The sequence below is a fragment of the Streptomyces sp. IBSBF 3136 genome, from assembly GCF_036815105.1.
GTDB lineage: Bacteria > Actinomycetota > Actinomycetes > Streptomycetales > Streptomycetaceae > Streptomyces.
This window is the reverse complement of sequence record NZ_JAJSZC010000181.1, coordinates 1-16,329: the sequence shown is the minus strand read 5'-3', so window position 1 is coordinate 16,329 and position 16,329 is coordinate 1. Positions and strand designations below refer to the sequence as shown.

At 73.5% G+C, this 16,329-nt stretch carries 13 protein-coding genes and 1 pseudogene; 5 read left to right on the top strand and 9 right to left on the bottom strand.

Features of this window, described 5'->3' with window-relative positions; translation table 11 throughout:
* The 6 genes from V7E45_RS30035 to V7E45_RS30010 all read right to left on the bottom strand — a co-directional run.
* The coding region (locus V7E45_RS30035) for an aldehyde dehydrogenase family protein (protein ID WP_333777350.1) at window positions 1–652 on the bottom strand (652 nt) is incomplete at its 3' end.
* Window positions 649–2,412, bottom strand: a complete 1,764-nt coding sequence (locus V7E45_RS30030; protein WP_333777349.1) for an N-acyl-D-amino-acid deacylase family protein — start codon at window positions 2,410–2,412, stop codon at window positions 649–651. The genes V7E45_RS30035 and V7E45_RS30030, both read right to left, overlap by 4 nt.
* A 60-nt stretch (window positions 2,413–2,472) precedes the next feature.
* The gene (locus V7E45_RS30025; RefSeq protein WP_333777348.1) at window positions 2,473–3,591 is read right to left on the bottom strand and encodes an LLM class flavin-dependent oxidoreductase; all 1,119 of its coding nucleotides are present in this window, start codon (window positions 3,589–3,591) and stop codon (window positions 2,473–2,475) included.
* Window positions 3,592–3,699: 108 nt separating this feature from the next.
* Entirely contained in the window at window positions 3,700–4,470 is a 771-nt protein-coding gene (locus tag V7E45_RS30020) for an SDR family NAD(P)-dependent oxidoreductase (protein ID WP_333777347.1), read from the bottom strand.
* Between the two features lie 9 nt (window positions 4,471–4,479).
* Window positions 4,480–5,403, bottom strand: coding sequence for an LLM class F420-dependent oxidoreductase (locus tag V7E45_RS30015; RefSeq protein ID WP_333777346.1), 924 nt, complete (start codon window positions 5,401–5,403; stop codon window positions 4,480–4,482).
* Window positions 5,400–6,635: an amidohydrolase family protein gene (locus V7E45_RS30010; RefSeq protein WP_333777345.1), complete on the bottom strand. Its 1,236-nt coding sequence runs from the start codon at window positions 6,633–6,635 to the stop codon at window positions 5,400–5,402. The genes V7E45_RS30015 and V7E45_RS30010 overlap by 4 nt, the downstream gene beginning before the upstream one ends.
* A 189-nt stretch (window positions 6,636–6,824) precedes the next feature.
* Between V7E45_RS30010 and V7E45_RS30005 the strand changes: the two genes are divergently transcribed.
* Both V7E45_RS30005 and V7E45_RS30000 read left to right on the top strand, forming a co-directional pair.
* Complete coding sequence (locus V7E45_RS30005) at window positions 6,825–9,794, top strand: AfsR/SARP family transcriptional regulator (RefSeq protein WP_333777344.1); 2,970 nt, start codon at window positions 6,825–6,827, stop codon at window positions 9,792–9,794.
* Window positions 9,795–9,994: 200 nt separating this feature from the next.
* A complete protein-coding gene (locus tag V7E45_RS30000) occupies window positions 9,995–10,177 on the top strand; it encodes a sigma-like protein (RefSeq protein WP_333777343.1) in 183 nt (60 codons plus the stop codon).
* A gap of 65 nt (window positions 10,178–10,242) precedes the next feature.
* Here V7E45_RS30000 and V7E45_RS29995 read toward each other — a convergent pair whose 3' ends face one another.
* Entirely contained in the window at window positions 10,243–11,844 is a 1,602-nt protein-coding gene (locus V7E45_RS29995) for a FadD3 family acyl-CoA ligase (protein WP_333777342.1), read from the bottom strand.
* An 83-nt stretch (window positions 11,845–11,927) separates the two neighbouring features.
* On the opposite strand from V7E45_RS29995, the gene V7E45_RS29990 reads away from it, so the two are divergent.
* The 3 genes from V7E45_RS29990 to V7E45_RS29980 are packed head-to-tail and all read left to right on the top strand — an operon-like array spanning window position 11,928 to window position 14,269.
* Complete coding sequence (locus V7E45_RS29990) at window positions 11,928–13,082, top strand: lipid-transfer protein (protein WP_333777341.1); 1,155 nt, start codon at window positions 11,928–11,930, stop codon at window positions 13,080–13,082.
* A 6-nt stretch (window positions 13,083–13,088) separates the two neighbouring features.
* Entirely contained in the window at window positions 13,089–13,496 is a 408-nt protein-coding gene (locus V7E45_RS29985; protein WP_333777340.1) for a Zn-ribbon domain-containing OB-fold protein, read from the top strand.
* Complete coding sequence (locus V7E45_RS29980) at window positions 13,493–14,269, top strand: enoyl-CoA hydratase/isomerase family protein (protein WP_333777338.1); 777 nt, start codon at window positions 13,493–13,495, stop codon at window positions 14,267–14,269. Before V7E45_RS29985 ends, V7E45_RS29980 begins: the two co-directional genes overlap by 4 nt.
* A gap of 4 nt (window positions 14,270–14,273) precedes the next feature.
* Here V7E45_RS29980 and V7E45_RS29975 read toward each other — a convergent pair whose 3' ends face one another.
* Both V7E45_RS29975 and V7E45_RS29970 read right to left on the bottom strand, forming a co-directional pair.
* Window positions 14,274–14,816, bottom strand: a complete 543-nt coding sequence (locus tag V7E45_RS29975; protein WP_333777337.1) for a hypothetical protein — start codon at window positions 14,814–14,816, stop codon at window positions 14,274–14,276.
* 48 nt (window positions 14,817–14,864) lie between these two features.
* Window positions 14,865–16,187: pseudogene (locus V7E45_RS29970) on the bottom strand (outer membrane protein assembly factor BamB family protein); the annotation flags it as partial.
* Window positions 16,188–16,329 lie beyond the last annotated feature (142 nt).

The window sequence follows — 16,329 nt, the reverse complement described above, 5'->3', positions numbered from 1 at the left end:
CCACCGCGACCCCCCGCGCGGAGACGACGTTCACCACCCCCGGGGGCACCCCGGCCGCCTCCAGCGCCTCGGCCATCCGGTAGACGGAGAGCGGGTCCTGCGGGGCGGGCTTGACCACCACCGTGTTGCCCATGGCCAGCGCCGGGGCGATCTTGCCCGCCGGGTTGGCCCACGGGTTGTTGTACGAGGTGACGCACGTGACCACGCCGACGGGCTGGCGCACCGCGAGCGCGCCCATCACCCCGGCCCGACCCATCGGCCCGGCCTCGTTGATCTGCGGGGCGACGGCCCACTCGGCGGGCTCCTGGCAGGCGTACCGCCGGAAGCGGGCCGCGGCCACCCCCACCTGCATCGCCCGGGCGGTCGCGGTCGTCGCGCCGGTCTCGGCACGGGCGAGGTCGGCGTACGGCTCCAGGGAGTGGCGGATGATCCCGGCCGCCTTCCCCAGCACGGCCGCCCGTTCCTCCGGCCGGGTCCGCGACCACGTCCCGAACGCCTCCCGGGCCGCGGCGCAGGCCGCCCGCGCCTGCTCCGGCGAGGCCTCCGGGGCCCAGCCGACGGTCTCCTCGGTGGCCGGATCGGTCACCGGGTAGTGCCCGCCGTCCGGCTCGGTCCACTGCCCGCCGATGAACAGCCGCTGCCCCTCGCTCACCTGGTGCTCACCGTCCTGGTGTCGCGCCCGGACCGCAGTACCCGGCCCGGTACGGCCCCGCTCACCTCGTCGTCCCGGATCACCTCGACCCCGTTGACCCACACCGCCCGCACCCCGAGCGCCCTCGAGTCCAGACGCGGGCTGTCTCCCGGCAGGTCGTGCACCAGGGTGGCCGGGGCCGCGTCGATCCGCTCCGGGTCGAGCAGCACCAGGTCCGCGTGCCAGCCCTCCCGCACCCGTCCCCGCTCCCGCAACCCGAACAGCCGCGCCGGATCGTCGGTCAGCATCCGCACCGCCCGCTCCAGACCGACCAGCTTGCGGCGGCGCAGGCAGTCCCCGAGGAACCGGGTGGTGTACGGCGCTCCGCACATCCGGTCCAGGTGCGCGCCCGCGTCCGAGCCGCCGAGCAGCACGTCCTCGTGGCTCCAGGTCTCCGCGCGCAGTGCCCAGGAGGCCGGGTCGTTGTCGGTGGGCATCGGCCACAGCACGGTGCGCAGCTCGTCGGCGGCGCAGATCTCCACCAGACAGGAGAACGGGTCCTGCCCGCGCTCGGCGGCGATGTCCCGGACCACCCGTCCGGTCAGCCCCCGGTTGGCCTCGCTGTAGGTGTCGCCGATGACATAGCGCCCGAAGTCGGCGAGCCGACGGAAGACGCCCGCCTCCTTCGACTCCGCCCGGCGCAGCAGCTCCGCCCGGACGCCGGGGTCCGCAAGCAGGGCGATCCGCTCGGGGACCGGGAGACCGAGGACGGGCCCCCAGCCGGGGATGAGGTTCAGGGCGCAGAAGGTGCCCAGGGACATGTTCATCGGGGTGAGGATCGGCATGGTGAGGGCGACCACCCGGCCGCCCGCCTTGCGGGCCCGTTCGCTCGCGCTGAGCTGCCGGGGCACGCGCTCCGGCACGGCCGCGTCGACGGTGAGCACGTTCCAGTTCAGGGGCCGCCCGGCGGTCGCGCTCAGCTCCACCAGCAGGTCGATCTCGGCGTCGCTGAACCGGTCGAGGCAGCCGGCGACGATCGCCTCGATCTGGGTGCCCTCGTGCTCGCCGACGGCCCGGGCGAGGGCGAGCAACTCGGCCGGCTCCGCGTGCCGGGACGCCACCGGCCGCCCGTCCCCGTCCGAGTGGGTGCTGGACTGTGTGGTGGACAGGCCCCAGGCGCCCGCGTCCATGGCCTCGTGCAGCAACCGCACCATGGCGTCCAGCTGTTCACCGGTCGGCTGCCCCCCGACGGCCCGCGGCCCCATGACGTACCGGCGCAGGGCGCAGTGCCCCACCATGAACCCGGCGTTGACCGCGATCCGCCCCTCGAGGGCGTCCAGGTACTCCCCGAAGGAGTGCCAGTTCCACGGCGCCCCCTCCTCCAGGGCCACCAGCGACATCCCCTCCACCTTGGACATCATCCGCCGGGTGTAGTCGGCGTCCTCCGGGCGGCCGGGGTTCAGGGGCGCGAGGGTGAACCCGCAGTTCCCGGCGGCGACGGTGGTCACCCCGTGGTTGAGCGAGGGGGTGGCGTACGGGTCCCAGAACAGCTGGGCGTCGTAGTGCGTGTGCGGGTCGACGAAGCCGGGGGTGAGGACGAGCCCGGTGGCGTCCTCGGTGGTCCGGGCCCGTTCGGTGACCTTGCCGACGGCGGTGACCCGGCCGTCGCGTATGCCGACGTCGGCGGTGCGGGCGGGGGCGCCGGTGCCGTCCACGACGGTGGCGCCCTTGATGACGTGATCGAGCATGGGGTCCCTTTCAACTCCGGCGCGAGGTCCCACCTGAAGGGGCGCGGGGAACCGCACGGCGAGCCACGGCGCACCCGCACCCCACGACGGCGCTCACACGGCGGCCCGGAACCGCGAGGTCCGGTGGACGGGGTCCGTGTCGATCCTCGGAATCACGTGCTCCCCGATGAGCCGGATCGTCTGCAGCGTCGCCTCCTTCGGCACGCCCACCGGCAGCCCGAAGCTGAGCTGGTCGGCCCCGGCCTGTTCCCACCGCTTGCACTGGCGCAGCACCTCGTCCGGGTCGCCGCAGATCAGCAGCTCCTCCTCGATGAGCAGCTCCACGAACTCCGGGGTGTACGCGGGCAGCGTCTCCGGCCACACCGGGAAGCCCTCGGGCCGGGGGAAGGTGTCGTGGTAGCGGAAGACGAGCGAGGGCAGGTAGTGCAGTCCGCCGTTGACGGCGATCTCGATGGCCTCCGCGTGGGTCGGCGCGCAGATGGCGGTCGTCGTCACCATCACGTTGTCGTTGACGAAGTCCCCGACCGGCTCGGCGTTCACCACCGCCGTCTTGTACTGCTCCAGCACCCACTCCATGTCGGAGACCTTCTGGATGCTGAAGCCGAGCACGCCGAGACCCTTGCGGGCGGCCATCCCGTAGGAGGGCGGCGATCCCGCGGCGTACCACATCGCGGGGTGCGACTTGCCGTACGGCTTCGGGAGCACCTTCCTCGGCGGCAGCTGCCAGTGCTTGCCGTGGAAGCCCTCGTACTCGTCCTGGAGCCACATCTTGGGGAACTCCGCGATGGTCTCCTCCCAGATCTCCTTCGTGTGGTTCATGTCGGTGATCCCGGGGAGGAAGCCGAGGATCTCGTGGCTGCCGGCGCCCCGGCCGCTGCCGAACTCGAAGCGGCCCTCGCTGAGGTGGTCGAGCATGGCGACCTTCTCGGCGACCTTGACCGGGTGGTTGACCTGGGCGAGCGGGTTGAAGATGCCCGAGCCCAGGTGGATGCGGTCGGTCGCGTGGGCCAGGTAGCCGAGGAAGACGTCGTTGGCGGACAGGTGCGAGTACTCCTCCAGGAAGTGGTGTTCGGAGGCCCAGGCGTACTTGAAGCCGGACCGGTCCGCCTGGATGACGTACTCGGTCTCCTCCATCAGCGCCTTGTGCTCGGCCAGCGGGTCGGTCTCGGCGCGCTTGCCCACGTATCCCTGTACAAAGAGCCCGAATTCCACGGCGGTTCACCGTCCCAGTTTTACTGACGATCCGTCAGATAGATGTGTCGGCCGACTGTCGCACCGGCGGCCGTGACCGTCAATAGCTGACGGTTGGTCAGATACGCGTCAGACGATGCTGACGCCCGCCAGCCATCCCCCGTCGATCACGAACGGCTGGCCCGTGATGTACGAGGAGTCGTCCGAGGTGAGGAACAGGGCCAGCCGGGCCACCTCCTCCGGCTGCCCGACCCGGCCGAGCGGCACGAGCTTGCGGTACAGCTCGTCCAGTGCCCGGCTCATCTCCTCCGGGTCCGCGCCGGGGTCCAGCCGGGCCGGGTTGGACATGGCGGTGTCGATGGCCCCGGGGCAGATGGCGTTGACCCGGATCCGCCGGCTCGCCAGCTCCAGCGCGGCCACCCGGGTCAGCCCGAGCACGGCGTGCTTGGTCGCCGCGTACGTCCCGACGGCGGCCATGCCGGTGAGCGCGGTGTAGGAGGCGGTGTTGACGATGGTGCCCCCGTCCGCCAGCTCAGGCGCCACGGTCTTCATGCCCAGGAAGCAGCCGACCTGGTTGACCTGCACGACCTGCATGAACTCGTCGAGCGGGGTGTCCACCAGGGCGTTGAAGCGCAGGATGCCCGCGTTGTTGACCAGCCCGTCGATCCGCCCGTAGGCCCCCTTGACGGTCTCGACGGCCTCCCGCCAGCCGTCCTCCGTGCCCACGTCCAGGTGGACGTAGAGGGCCCCTATCTCCTTGGCGAGCGCCTCGCCGAGGTCGTCCAGCACATCGGCGACGGCCACCCGCGCGCCCTCCGCACGGAAGAGCCGCGCCTCCTGCTCGCCCTGTCCGCGCGCCGCCCCGGTGACGATGACGACCCGCCCGTCCAATTTGCCCATGTCCGCTCCTCAGTCAAGACGGGGCCCGACCTCCGCCCCGAACGCCGCTATCTGCTCCAGGAGTTCGCCCCGGCCCCGGCTGCGGAACCGCACCTGGATCTGGTGCACGCCCATCGCGCGGTACGCCCGCAGCGACTCGGCGATCCGCTCCGGCGCCCCGGCGAGGGTGCGCCGCCCCACGTCCCAGCCGGGCCGCCCGACGTACAGGGGCTCGGTGATGGCGCCGACGGTGAGCGGCGCCTCGACACCGTTCTCCTCGCGCAGCCGCCGCAGCAGGGCGATCTGCCCGGGCAGCCGGTCCCGCGGGTCCCCCTGCGGCAGCCAGCCGTCGCCCTTCAGGGCGGCCCGGCGGACGGCGGCCGGCGAGGAGCCGCCGACCCAGAGCGGGACGCGGGGCTGGGCGGGCCGGGGCCGCTGCCCGAGGCCGGCGAAGTCGTACAGCTTGCCGTGGTGCTCGGGGAACTCCTCGGGCCCGAGGGCGGCCCGCAGCGCGTCGATCGTCTCGTCGAGCACGGCCCCGCGCCGCTGGAAGTCGACGCCCAGCGCCTCGAACTCCTCGCGCACGTGCCCCGCGCCCACCCCGAGGACGAGCCGCCCGCCGGAGAGGTGGTCGAGGGTGGCGTACTGCTTGGCGGTGAGCAGCGGGTGCCGCAGCCCCACCACGGCCACGTGACTGAGCAGCCGGACGCGCTCGGTCACGGCCGCGAGGTGGGCCAGGGTGGCGACCGGGTCGTACCAGACCGTGCTCATCGCCGGGGCCAGCCGGCGCGGGACGCCCACGTGGTCGCAGCAGGCGAGGTAGTCGAACCCGGCCCGGTCCACGGCCCGCGCGATCTCCACCAGGTCGGCCGGCCCGGCGGCGGCCTCCCAGCCCTCGGTGTAGAGGGTGCTCTGCGACTGGACGGGGAGCTGGATGCCGTACGCGAGGCTCACCGGGCACCCGGCCAGAGCCCGTCCGGGGTGAGGCCCAGCAGGTCGACGGCGTTGCCCCGCACGATCCGTTCGACCACGTCCCGAGGAAGGTGCCCCATCTGGGCCTCGCCCACCTCACGGGACTTGGGCCAGGTGGAGTCCGAGTGGGGGTAGTCGGTCTCGTAGAGCACGTTGCCGACCCCGATGGCGTCCAGGTTGCGCAGCCCGAAGGCGTCGTCGAAGAAGCAGCCGTACACGTGCCCCGCGAACAGCTCGGACGGCGGCCGGTGCACCTTGTCGGCGACCCCGCCCCACCCCCGGTTCTCCTCCCACACGACGTCCGCGCGCTCCAGGATGTACGGGATCCACCCGATCTGCCCCTCGGCGTACATGACCCGGAGACGGGGGAAGCGCTCGAACTTGCCGCTCATCAGCCAGTCGACCATGGAGAAGCAGCAGTTGGCGAAGGTGATCGTGGAGCCGACGGCGGGCGGGGCGTCCGCGGAGGTGGAGGGCATCCGGCTGCTGGAGCCGATGTGCATGGCGACGACGGTGCCGGTCTCGTCGCAGGCGGCGAGGAACGGGTCCCAGGCGTCGGTGTGCACGGACGGCAGACCCAGGTGCGGGGGTATCTCGGAGAAGGCGACGGCCCGGACTCCGCGTTCGGCGTTGCGTCTGACCTCGGCCGCGGCCAGTTCGGCGTCCCACAGCGGGATGAGGGTGAGCGGTATCAGCCGTCCCCGCGCCCGGGGTCCGCACCATTCCTCCACCATCCAGTCGTTGTAGGCACGGACGCAGAGCAGCGCCAGCTCCTTGTCCCGGGCCTCGGTGAACGTCTGGCCGCAGAAACGGGGGAAGGTGGGGAAGCAGAGCGCGGACTGCACGTGGTTGACGTCCATGTCGGCGAGCCGCTGCGGCACGTCGTAGGAGCCCGGGCGCATCTGCTCGTAGGTGATGACCTCCAGCCTGATCTCGTCCCGGTCGTACCCCACGGCGGTGTCGAGCCGGGTCAGCGGCCGGTGCAGGTCCTCGTACACCCACCAGTCGCCCACCGGGCCCTCGCGGCCGCCCGGCTCGCCCATGACCGGCTTGAACCGCCCGCCGAGGAAGGTCATCTCCTTCAGCGGGGCGCGGACCACGCGTGGCCCGCTGTCCAGGTACCTCTTGGGCAGCCGGTCCTGCCAGACGTGCGCGGGCTCCACCGTGTGGTCGTCGACGGAGATGATCCGGGGGAATGCGCTCGGGGTGTCCATGGCGCTCACGGTAGCGCTGATCTGACGACCCGTCAGCTAGCGGTGTCGGCAGACTCTGTGCGAAGACGGTGTGAGCACCTTGTGAACCCGGGAGCCGCCGGCTGTGATCGGCGTCTCCCACGGCTGACGCAACCGGCCTGAACAAGGCAAACTGACGGAGTGTTTCGTGATGCCTAGGGGGGCGAACGCATGGACGGTGGGCCGCGAGTACCCGAGCAGCGGCGTGCCGGCGCCGCGGCCGGAGCCATCGCGGAGCCGGAAGAGCTGCGCTTCGGCGTGCTCGGTCCGGTACGGGCCTGGCGCGGCGCGCAGCCGCTGAACACCGGCTCGCCCCAGCAGCGCGCCCTGCTGGCCGCCCTGCTGCTGCGCGAAGGCCGTACGGCGACGGCGGCGGAGCTGATCGACGCGCTCTGGGGCACCGAGCCGCCGTCCCAGGCGCTCGCCGCGCTGCGCACGTACGCCTCCCGGCTGCGCAAGGTGCTGAACCCCGGGGTGCTGGTCAGCGAGTCCGGCGGCTACGCGGTGCGCTCGCTCGGCGAGGGCGCGCTGGACCTCGCGGTCGCGCAGGACCTCGCGGCGGAGGCGGAGAAGGCGCGCGGCGCGGGCGACCTGGGCCACGCGCGCGAGGTGCTGAACCGGGCGCTGGCGCTGTGGGACGGCGAGCCGCTCGCGGGCGTGCCCGGGCCCTACGCGGACACCCAGCGGGTGCGCCTGGAGGAGTGGCGGCTCCAGCTGCTCGAGACCCGCCTCGACATGGACCTCGACCAGGGCGGCCACGCTGAGGCCGTCTCCGAGCTGACCGCCCTGACCGCGGCGCACCCGCTGCGCGAGCGGCTGCGCGAGCTGCTGATGCTGGCGCTGTACCGCAGCGGCCGCCAGGCCGAGGCGCTCGCCGTGTACGCGGACACCCGCCGCCTGCTGGCGGAGGAGCTGGGCGTGGACCCGCGGCCGGGCCTGCGCGAGCTCCAGCAGCGGATCCTCCGGGCGGACCCGGCGCTCGCCGAACCGTCCACCCCGGCCGCCGAGCCCGCCGTCGTCCCGGTGCGCCCGGCCCAGCTGCCGGCCTCCGTGCCGGACTTCACGGGGCGCTCCGCCTTCGTCTCCGAGCTGAGCGAGGTGCTGGCGTCCGCGTCCGAGGCGGAGGGCCGGGTGATGGCGGTGTCGGCGCTGGCCGGGATCGGCGGCGTGGGCAAGACGACGCTGGCGGTGCACGTGGCCCACCGGGCCCGCCCCGCCTTCCCCGACGGCCAGCTCTACGTGGACCTCCAGGGTGCCGGGCCGCGCCCCGCCGAGCCCGAGACGGTCCTCGGCTCCTTCCTGCGCGCCCTGGGCACGGCGGACTCCGCGATCCCCGACTCCCTGGAGGAGCGGGCGGCGCTGTACCGCTCGGTCCTCGACGGCCGCCGGGTGCTGGTGCTGCTGGACAACGCCAAGGACGCGGCCCAGATACGACCGCTGCTGCCGGGCACGGAGGGCTGCGCCGCCCTGGTGACCTCACGGGTCCGGATGCTCGACCTCGCCGGGGCCCACCTGGTGGACCTCGACGTGATGTCCCCGGACGAGGCGCTCTCCCTGTTCACCAAGATCGTGGGCGTGGAGCGGGTGGCGGCCGAGCGGGAGGCGGCGCTGGACGTGGTCGCGGCCTGCGGCTTCCTCCCCCTCGCCCTCCGCATCGCGGCGTCCCGGCTGGCCGCCCGCCGCACCTGGACGGTCTCGGTCCTCGCGGCCAAGCTCGCGGACGAGCGGCGGCGGCTGGACGAGCTCCAGGCCGGCGACCTCGCGGTGAAGGCCACCTTCGAACTGGGCTACGGCCAGCTGGAGCCGGCCCAGGCCCGCGCCTTCCGCCTGCTCGGCCTGGCCGACGGCCCCGACATGTCCCTCGCGGCCGCGTCCGCCGTCCTGGACCTCCCGCCGGAGGACACCGAGGACCTGCTGGAGTCCCTGGTCGACACGTCCCTGCTGGAGTCGGCGGCGCCCGGCCGCTACCGCTTCCACGACCTGGTCCGGCTCTACGCGCGTTCGTGCGCGGAACGGGACGAGCAGCCGCCGAGCGAGCGGACGGCGGCGATGTCGCGGTTGCTGGACTTCTATCTGGCCTCGGCGACCCGGGTGTACGCCATAGAGCGCCCGGGCGACCGCACGGTGGACCACCTGGAGACGACGCGACGGGCCGGCCAGGAGTTCGTGGACGACGCACGGGCGCTGGACTGGCTGCACGCGGAGGCGGCGAGCCTCCTCGCGTGTGTCCAGCAGTCCCTCGGTCCCGGGACGCTGCGGCGGGGCGTCGATCTGCTGCTGGCGTCGAAGGACCTGGCGGAGTCGGGAGCCAGTTCGCTCGCCTACGAGGCGGCGACCCGGGCGGCCCGCGACGCCGCCGACGCCCTGGGCGACGCGCACGCGGCGGGACGTGCGCGGGTGACGCTCACGCAGGTGCTGATCAAGGGGGGTCAGTTCGAGGAGGCCGCCGGGCAGGCGCAGGAGGCGCTGGCGCTCGGCAGGGCCGCCGACGACCCCTGGACGTGCGGGAACGCACCCAACGAGCTGGGCATCATCGCCATCTGCCGCAACGAGCACGCCGTCGGCGAGGCGCACCTCCTGATGGCCATCGAGGCGTTCCGGGACGACGACAACCGTCCCGGCGAGGCCAGCGCCCTGTGCAACCTCTCGCGGGTGCTGGTCTCCATGGACCGCACCTCGTCGGGCATCGAGCTCGTCCAGCGGGGCATCGCCATCTACGACGAGCTGGGCCTGACGGTGCGCCTCGCCAATGCCCGGTACGCCCTGGGCATCGCGCTGAACCACGCCGGCCGCACCACCGAGGCGCTGGAGCAGTTCACCGAGGCGCACGCCATCTTCGTCGAGAACCGGCAGCGGCTCTGGGAGGGGACCACCCACTTCCGGATGGCCCAGGTGCACCTCTCGTGCCACCGGCCGGCGCAGGCCGCACAGCACGCGGAGCAGGCCCTCGGCACCGGCTGCATCGGCGGTGACTGGATGCGCGCCAACGTGCTGACCCTCCTCGGCAGGTCACTCGACGGACTCGGGCAGGTGGACCGCGCGCGGGCCTGCTGGCGGGAGGCTCTCAGCATTCACGAACGGGCGGGCGCGGCCGAGGCGGCCGAGCTGCGGCTTCTCCTCGATCCCCTGGCCGCGGCCTGACCCGGCGCGGGGCGTTCAGCAAACGTTTATGGCCGCCTGCCAACCTCAGTCGTGTCGATCCCGTCGCGTCGGGGGGCGGACGGATCGGCTTGGGCCCCACGGATAAGGTGATCGGCCCCAGGAACGCTCGCTCGGTGGCACACGGGGGAGTTGCCGAGCGAGCGTTCACCACCGCAGTACATGATTCAGGGGAGCCAACCATGAGCGACATCAAGCCGGGCGACGAGGACATCACGACTCTGGACAGCCACGCGCCGGCCCCGCCGAGCAAGGACACCGTCGTCACCACCGACGACAGCCACGCGCCCGCTCCCGCCGGGGACATCACCACGATGGACAGCCACGCTCCTGTCCCGCCCGCGCTGGACCGCACCGTCAAGTAACAACCCGAGGACGGGGGATTCGGCCGCGGCGGCGCGGAGGGGGAGCCGTCGCGGCCGAGGTGTGTTCAGGGGGCGCCCGGGCCCCGCAGCTCCCCCTTGACCACCTTGCCGCTCGCGTTGCGCGGCAGTTCGGGGACGAAGCGGACCGTACGGGGGACCTTGTAGTTGGCCATCTCGCGGCGGGACCAGGCGATCAGGTCGTCGGCGGTGAGGACCGCGCCGGGGCGGCGGACGACGTACGCCTCGCCGACCTCGCCGAGCCGGGCGTCGGGGACGCCGACGACCGCCACGTCCGCCACCTCCGGGTGAGTGCCGAGCAGTTGCTCTATCTCCGCCGGGTAGGCGTTGAAGCCGCCGACGACGAACATGTCCTTCAGGCGGTCGGTGATGCGCAGGTTGCCCGCGGGGTCCAGGACGCCCACGTCCCCGGTGCGCAGCCAGCCGTCCGGTGACACCGCCTCCCGGGTGGCCGCCGGGTCCTCGAAGTAGCCCCGCATGACGTGGAATCCGCTGACCAGCACCTCCCCGGGGGTGCCGGCCGGCACCGGCGCGCCCGAGGCGTCGACGACCCTCACCCGTGTACCGGGGATCGCCCGGCCGGAGGTCGCCGCGATCACCGACGGGTCGTCGCCGCGGCGGCACATCGTGACGATGCCGCTCGCCTCGGAGAGGCCGTACGCGGTGAGGACGGTGTCCACCCCCAGTTCCCCGCGCAGCCGTTCCACCAGCCGCGGCGGTACGACGGCCGCACCGGTCACGACCAGGCGCAGGGCGGAGAGGTCGTGCGCGTCGCGGGCCGGGTGGTCCAGCAGGGACTGGTGGAGGGTGGGCGGGCCCGGGAGGACCGAGACCCGTTCCGCCGCGATGTTCGCCAGCGCCGTGTCCACGTCGAACACCGGCTGCGGGATCATCGTCGCGCCGCGCATCAGGCAGGCGATCACTCCGGCCTTGTAGCCGAAGGTGTGGAAGAAGGGGTTGACGATCAGGTAGCGGTCGCCGGCGCGCAGGCCGGCCAGGGATGCCCAGATCTCGTAGGCCCGCAGCGTCTGCCGGTGGGTGATCATCACTCCCTTGGGGCGGCCGGTGGTGCCCGAGGTGAAGACGATGTCCGAGAGGCTGTCGCCCGCCGGCTCGGCGGCCCGGGCACGTACCTCGTCCGCTCCGGTGCCCTCGCCCGCCGCCAGGAAGTCCTTCCAGGTCAGGAAGGACCGCGGGGCGTCGTCCGAGAGGACCACCACCTGCTCCAGGGCCGGCAGTCCGGGCAGTGGCCGGCCGGTGCCGTCGGCGGCGCCCGCCGCCCGGCGCAGGGACGCCACGTACGACGTGCCGAGGAAGGTGCCGGTCACGAACAGCAGCCGGGCCCCACTGCGGCGCAGCACGTCGGCCGCCTCGGCGCCCTTGAAGCGCGTGTTCAGCGGCACGAGCACCGCGCCCGCCGACACCGCCCCCAGCGCCGCGACGATCCAGTCCAGGCAGTTCGGGGCCCAGACGGCCACCCGGTCGCCCACCCGCACCCCGCTCGCCAGACAGGCGGCGGCGGCCCGCTCCACCCGGGCGCCCAGTTCCGCGTACGTGATCCTGGTGCGGCCCTCGACCACCGCCTCGGTGTCCGCGTACCGCCCGGCCGACCACCGCACCAGGTCCGGGATGGTGCCCCAGTCGCTCATAGCAGCCCCCTGCCGCGTAGCTGACGGATCGTCAGATTAGCTGTAACCTGACGGGCTGTCAGCAGCAGAGAGGTGGGTGCAGCATGGCCGGTACGGGGCTGAAGGACGCCACCGCCGTCGTCGGGATCGGGCAGACCGCCTTCGCCCGGCGCCTCCCGGAGGACGAGCGAACCCTCGCCTGCCGGGCCGTTCTCGCCGCCCTCGACGACGCCGGGATCGCGCCCGGCGAGGTCGACGCCCTCGCCTCCTACACCATGGAGGAGACCGACGAGGTGGAGCTGGCGAAGGCCGTCGGGTTCGGTGACCTCACCTTCTTCAGCAAGGTCGGCTTCGGGGGCGGCGGCTCGTGCGCCACGGTCGCACACCTGGCCGCCGCCATCGCCGCCGGGCAGGCCACCGTCGGGGTGGCCTGGCGCTCGCGCAAGCGGGGCAGCGGGCCCCGGCCCTGGACCGGCACCGCCGTCCAGCTCCCCACCCCGGGGCAGTGGACCCGGCCCTTCGGGCTGCTCCGGCCCGCCGACGAGATCGCCATGCTGGCCCGGCGGTACATGCACGAGTACGGGGCCACCCGGGACCACCTGTTCAACGTCGCCCTGGCCTGCCGCAACCGGGCCAACCAGAACCCGGCCGCGATCATGTACGAACGGCCGCTCACCCGCGAGATGTACATGACCTCCCGCTGGATCAGCGAGCCGCTCTGCCTCTACGACAACTGCCTGGAGACCGACGGGGCCCTCGCCTGCGTGGTCGTCTCCGCCGAACGCGCACGGGACTGCCGGCAGCGTCCGGTGTACGTCCACGCCGCCGCCCAGGGCCTGCCCGCCCAGCACCACGGGATGGTCAACTACTGGAACGACGACCCGCTCACCGGCCCCGCCTGGACCGCCGCCCGGCACCTGTGGAAGCACGCCGACCTCACGCCCGAGGACGTGGACGTCGCGCAGATCTACGACGCCTTCACCGCCCTGGTCCCCCTCTCCCTGGAGGGGTACGGCTTCTGCGGACGGGGCGAGGGCGGCGCCTTCACCGAGCAGGGCGCCCTGGAGGTCGGCGGCCGGCTGCCCTTCAACACCGGTGGCGGCGGGCTCTCCGAGGCCTATGTGCACGGCTTCAACCTGATCAACGAGGGGGTGAGGCAACTGCGCGGCACCAGCACCGCGCAGGTTCCGGGAGCCGCCACCTGCCTGGTCACCGCCGGCGAGGGGGTACCCACCTCCGCCCTGCTGCTGAGGAGCTGAACCACGATGCTGACCCCCGTCACCGACGCCGACGGCGCCCCCTTCTGGGAGTACGCCGCCCAGGGCGAGCTGCGGGTCCAGGCCTGCGCCGACTGCGGCGAGCCCCGCTTCCCGCCCCGCCCCTGCTGCCCGCACTGCCAGTCCTTCGCCGTCGAGTGGCGCCGGGTCTCGGGACGCGGGCGGGTGTGGTCGTACGTGGTACCGCATCCGCCGCTGCTGCCCGGCTACGCGGAGCAGGCGCCGTACAACGTGATCGTGGTGGAGCTGGCGGACGCCCCCCGGATACGGCTGGTAGGGAACCTCGTCACGCGTGCGGGCGCGCCGCTCGGCTCCCTCGACCCGGACCGCGTCCGGATCGGCGCCCGGGTGCGGGTGGTCTTCTCCGGCGGGCTCCCGCAGTGGGTGCTCGCGTGAGCGGCGTGCGCCTCGACACCGACAAGGACACCGGTGTCGCCGTGGTCACCCTGGACCGGCCCGAGCGGCTCAACGCCATCGATCTGGACGCGGCACGCGAACTCAGCGAGGTCTGGCGGGGGTTGCGGTTCGACGACGCGGTGCGGGCCGTGGTGCTGACCGGGGCCGGGGAGCGGGCCTTCTGCACCGGGATCGACCGGGACGCGGTGGTGCCGCAGCCGTCGTCGCCGTACATGCAGGACGATCCGCTGCTGACGGTCGGGCCGAAGGCGAACGACCTGTGGAAGCCGGTCGTCGCCGCGGTGCGCGGGATGGCCTGCGGTGGCGCCTTCTACCTGCTCGGGGAGAGCGAGTTCGTCGTCGCCGACCCGACGGCCGTGTTCTTCGACCCGCACACGACGTACGGCATGGTGAGCGCGTACGAGTCGGTGCTGATGGCCCAGCGGATGCCGTACGGGGAGGTCGCCCGGATGATGCTCATGGGAACCGCCGAACGGATCTCGGCGCGGCGCGCCCACGCGATCGGGCTGGTGTCCGAACTCGCCGAGGAGGGGCACGCGTTGGCCGCCGCGCTGCGCTGCGCCGCCGTCGTCGCCGGGCATCCCCCCGAGGCCGTCCAGGGCACGGTACGGGCCCTGTGGGCGGCCAAGGAGGCGGCGCGTGCCCAGGCGTTCGCGCAGGCGCCGCACCTCATCGCGCTCGGGAATCTGCCGCCCGGGCGGCAGGCGGGGCTGTTCGAGGGGCGGCGCGGGGGAGGGTTCGCGACGCGGTGAGCCGTCAGCGCGTGGCGGGGGCGTTCGGCCGGGGCTCGCAGTGGTCCAGGTGGGCGAGGTCCGCCTTGGCGACCGGGATCCGGGCGGTGCGGCTGCCGTGGGCGGGGACGGTGACGTCCAGGTCGCCGAAGCCGACGGACCTGCCGCCGCGGTCCTTGAGCCAGACCGTCACCGAGAAGGTCGCGCCGGTGGCGTTCGGGTTGGTGACCTCGACCTTCGTGTACGGGTCCGTCCTGGTCGCGCAGCTCAGCAGCCGGACCGTGGCGTCGTCCCGGTAGACGCCGGCGCCGCCGGGCGAGGCGCTGGGCGAGCCGCCGTAGGAGCCGCTGTTCGTGGTGCCGGACGTACCGCCGTACGAGCGGCGGTAGGACGACGAGGTCTCGTCGTGGTCCTGGTGGGAGCTGCTGCACCCGCCGCCGCCGTGGCCGCTGTTGTAGTGGTGGCCGCGGCCGCGGCCGTGCCCCGTGGAGAAGCCCGTCAGGGCCAGGACCACGAACACGAGCACGGCCGAGAACCTGAGCACGCGCGTCCGTCTTTGCATGTGCATGCCCTCACCCTAGCGGCCGGGGCCACCACCCGGCAGGCCGTCGCCCGCTCAGGCCGTCCGCGCCGTCCCCGTGCCCTTCTCCGCGTCCAGCGCGTACACGCAGCGGTCCTTGCTGCACGCGTACACCACCCCGTCCCTGACCACCGGCGAGCCGGTGATCTCGCCGCCGGTGGCGAGCTTCCAGCGCAGCCGGCCGTCGTCGGCCTTGAGGGTGTAGAGGAGGTGGTCGGTGGAGCCGAAGTGGATGCGGCCCTCGGCGACCACGGGGGTGCCCACCACGTCGCCGCCTGCCTGGAAACGCCACTTCGGGGTGCCGGTGACCGCGTCCAGGGTGTACAGGCCCTTGCCGCTGCCGACGTGCACGTGCCCGGCCGCCACCAGGACCGGTTCGACGGAGGAGCGCGCCTCGGTGGCGATGCGCCAGCGGTCGCGGCCGTCGGTGGCGTCCAGGGCGTAGACCGTGCCGAGGTAGTCGGCCAGGTAGACGCCGCCACCGGTGACGGCGGGTCCCGGCGTGAAGGCGGGCGGGCACAGGAAGACCGCCGGTGCCTCGAAGTGCCAGCGCACCATGCCGCTCACCACGTCGATCGCGAGGACCCGGGTGCCGGCCGAGACATAGACGTAGCCGTCGGGCGCCGGGGCGATGCGCACCGGGACGCCGCCGCAGGACGCCGCGTCGCCGATGGGGTACGACCAGCGCTCCTCGCCGGTGCGGGCCTCCAGGGCGCGCAGCCGGGCGTCCTGCCACACGTAGACGGTGCCGTCGTGGACGGCGGGTCCGGCCTCCGGGGACTCGAAGTCGGTCTGGCAGCCGGAGATCTCCCACAGCTTCCGGCCGTTGGTGGCCTCCCACGCCTGCACGCCGCCGCCCCGGGTGCCGGTGACGACGGTGCCGTGGTCGGCCTGGAGGGAGTAGACCCAGGCGTCCGTGGACAGCCGCCACAGGTCACCGCCCTCGCGGGCGTCCAGGGCGAACAGGGTCGGGCCGTCGGAGGCGTGGACGCGGCCGTCGGCGACCGCCATGGACCAGGCCACGTCCCGGGTCTTGAAGCGCCGGCGGCCGGTGGCCACGTCCAGGGCGTGCACCTCGAAGGAGGTGACGTAGACGAGGTCGCCGTCCACGGACGGGGTGCCCCAGACATCGTTCGACATGCGGAAACGCCACGGGCGCCAGCCACCGGCCGACTCCGGGGGCAGCGGCGGGACGGCCGGTACGGCCGGGTCGGCGCCGTTGACGCCGGGACGCGGGCGGGACCAGCTGGCGACCAGGCCCGCCTCCGGCGGGGGCGCCTTGACGGCGGCGGCACGGGCGTCGGCGACCCGGGGGCCGGGGCCGATGGGCACCTGGGCCCCGCCCCCCCGCACCGCGCCCCACCCCCCCACCCCCCCCGACCCCCCCCCCCCCCCCCCCGCCCCCCCCCCCCCGGCGCAGATGGCCGAGCGCGAGGGTGTGGACGTCCGGTACTACTCGGTCATCTACCAGGCGATCGAGGAGATCGAGGCGGCCCTCAAG

Excerpts from the sequence above, each read along its gene's own strand:
- V7E45_RS30010 (WP_333777345.1), bottom strand. The coding sequence starts at position 6,635 with ATGGACACCCCGAGCGCATTCCCCCGGATCATCTCCGTCGACGACCAC.
- V7E45_RS29975 (WP_333777337.1), bottom strand. The coding sequence starts at position 14,816 with ATGCACATGCAAAGACGGACGCGCGTGCTCAGGTTCTCGGCCGTGCTC.
- V7E45_RS30020 (WP_333777347.1), bottom strand. The coding sequence starts at position 4,470 with ATGGGCAAATTGGACGGGCGGGTCGTCATCGTCACCGGGGCGGCGCGC.
- V7E45_RS30000 (WP_333777343.1), top strand. The coding sequence starts at position 9,995 with ATGAGCGACATCAAGCCGGGCGACGAGGACATCACGACTCTGGACAGC.
- V7E45_RS30005 (WP_333777344.1), top strand. The coding sequence starts at position 6,825 with ATGGACGGTGGGCCGCGAGTACCCGAGCAGCGGCGTGCCGGCGCCGCG.
- V7E45_RS29995 (WP_333777342.1), bottom strand. The coding sequence starts at position 11,844 with ATGAGCGACTGGGGCACCATCCCGGACCTGGTGCGGTGGTCGGCCGGG.
- V7E45_RS29985 (WP_333777340.1), top strand. The coding sequence starts at position 13,089 with ATGCTGACCCCCGTCACCGACGCCGACGGCGCCCCCTTCTGGGAGTAC.
- V7E45_RS29990 (WP_333777341.1), top strand. The coding sequence starts at position 11,928 with ATGGCCGGTACGGGGCTGAAGGACGCCACCGCCGTCGTCGGGATCGGG.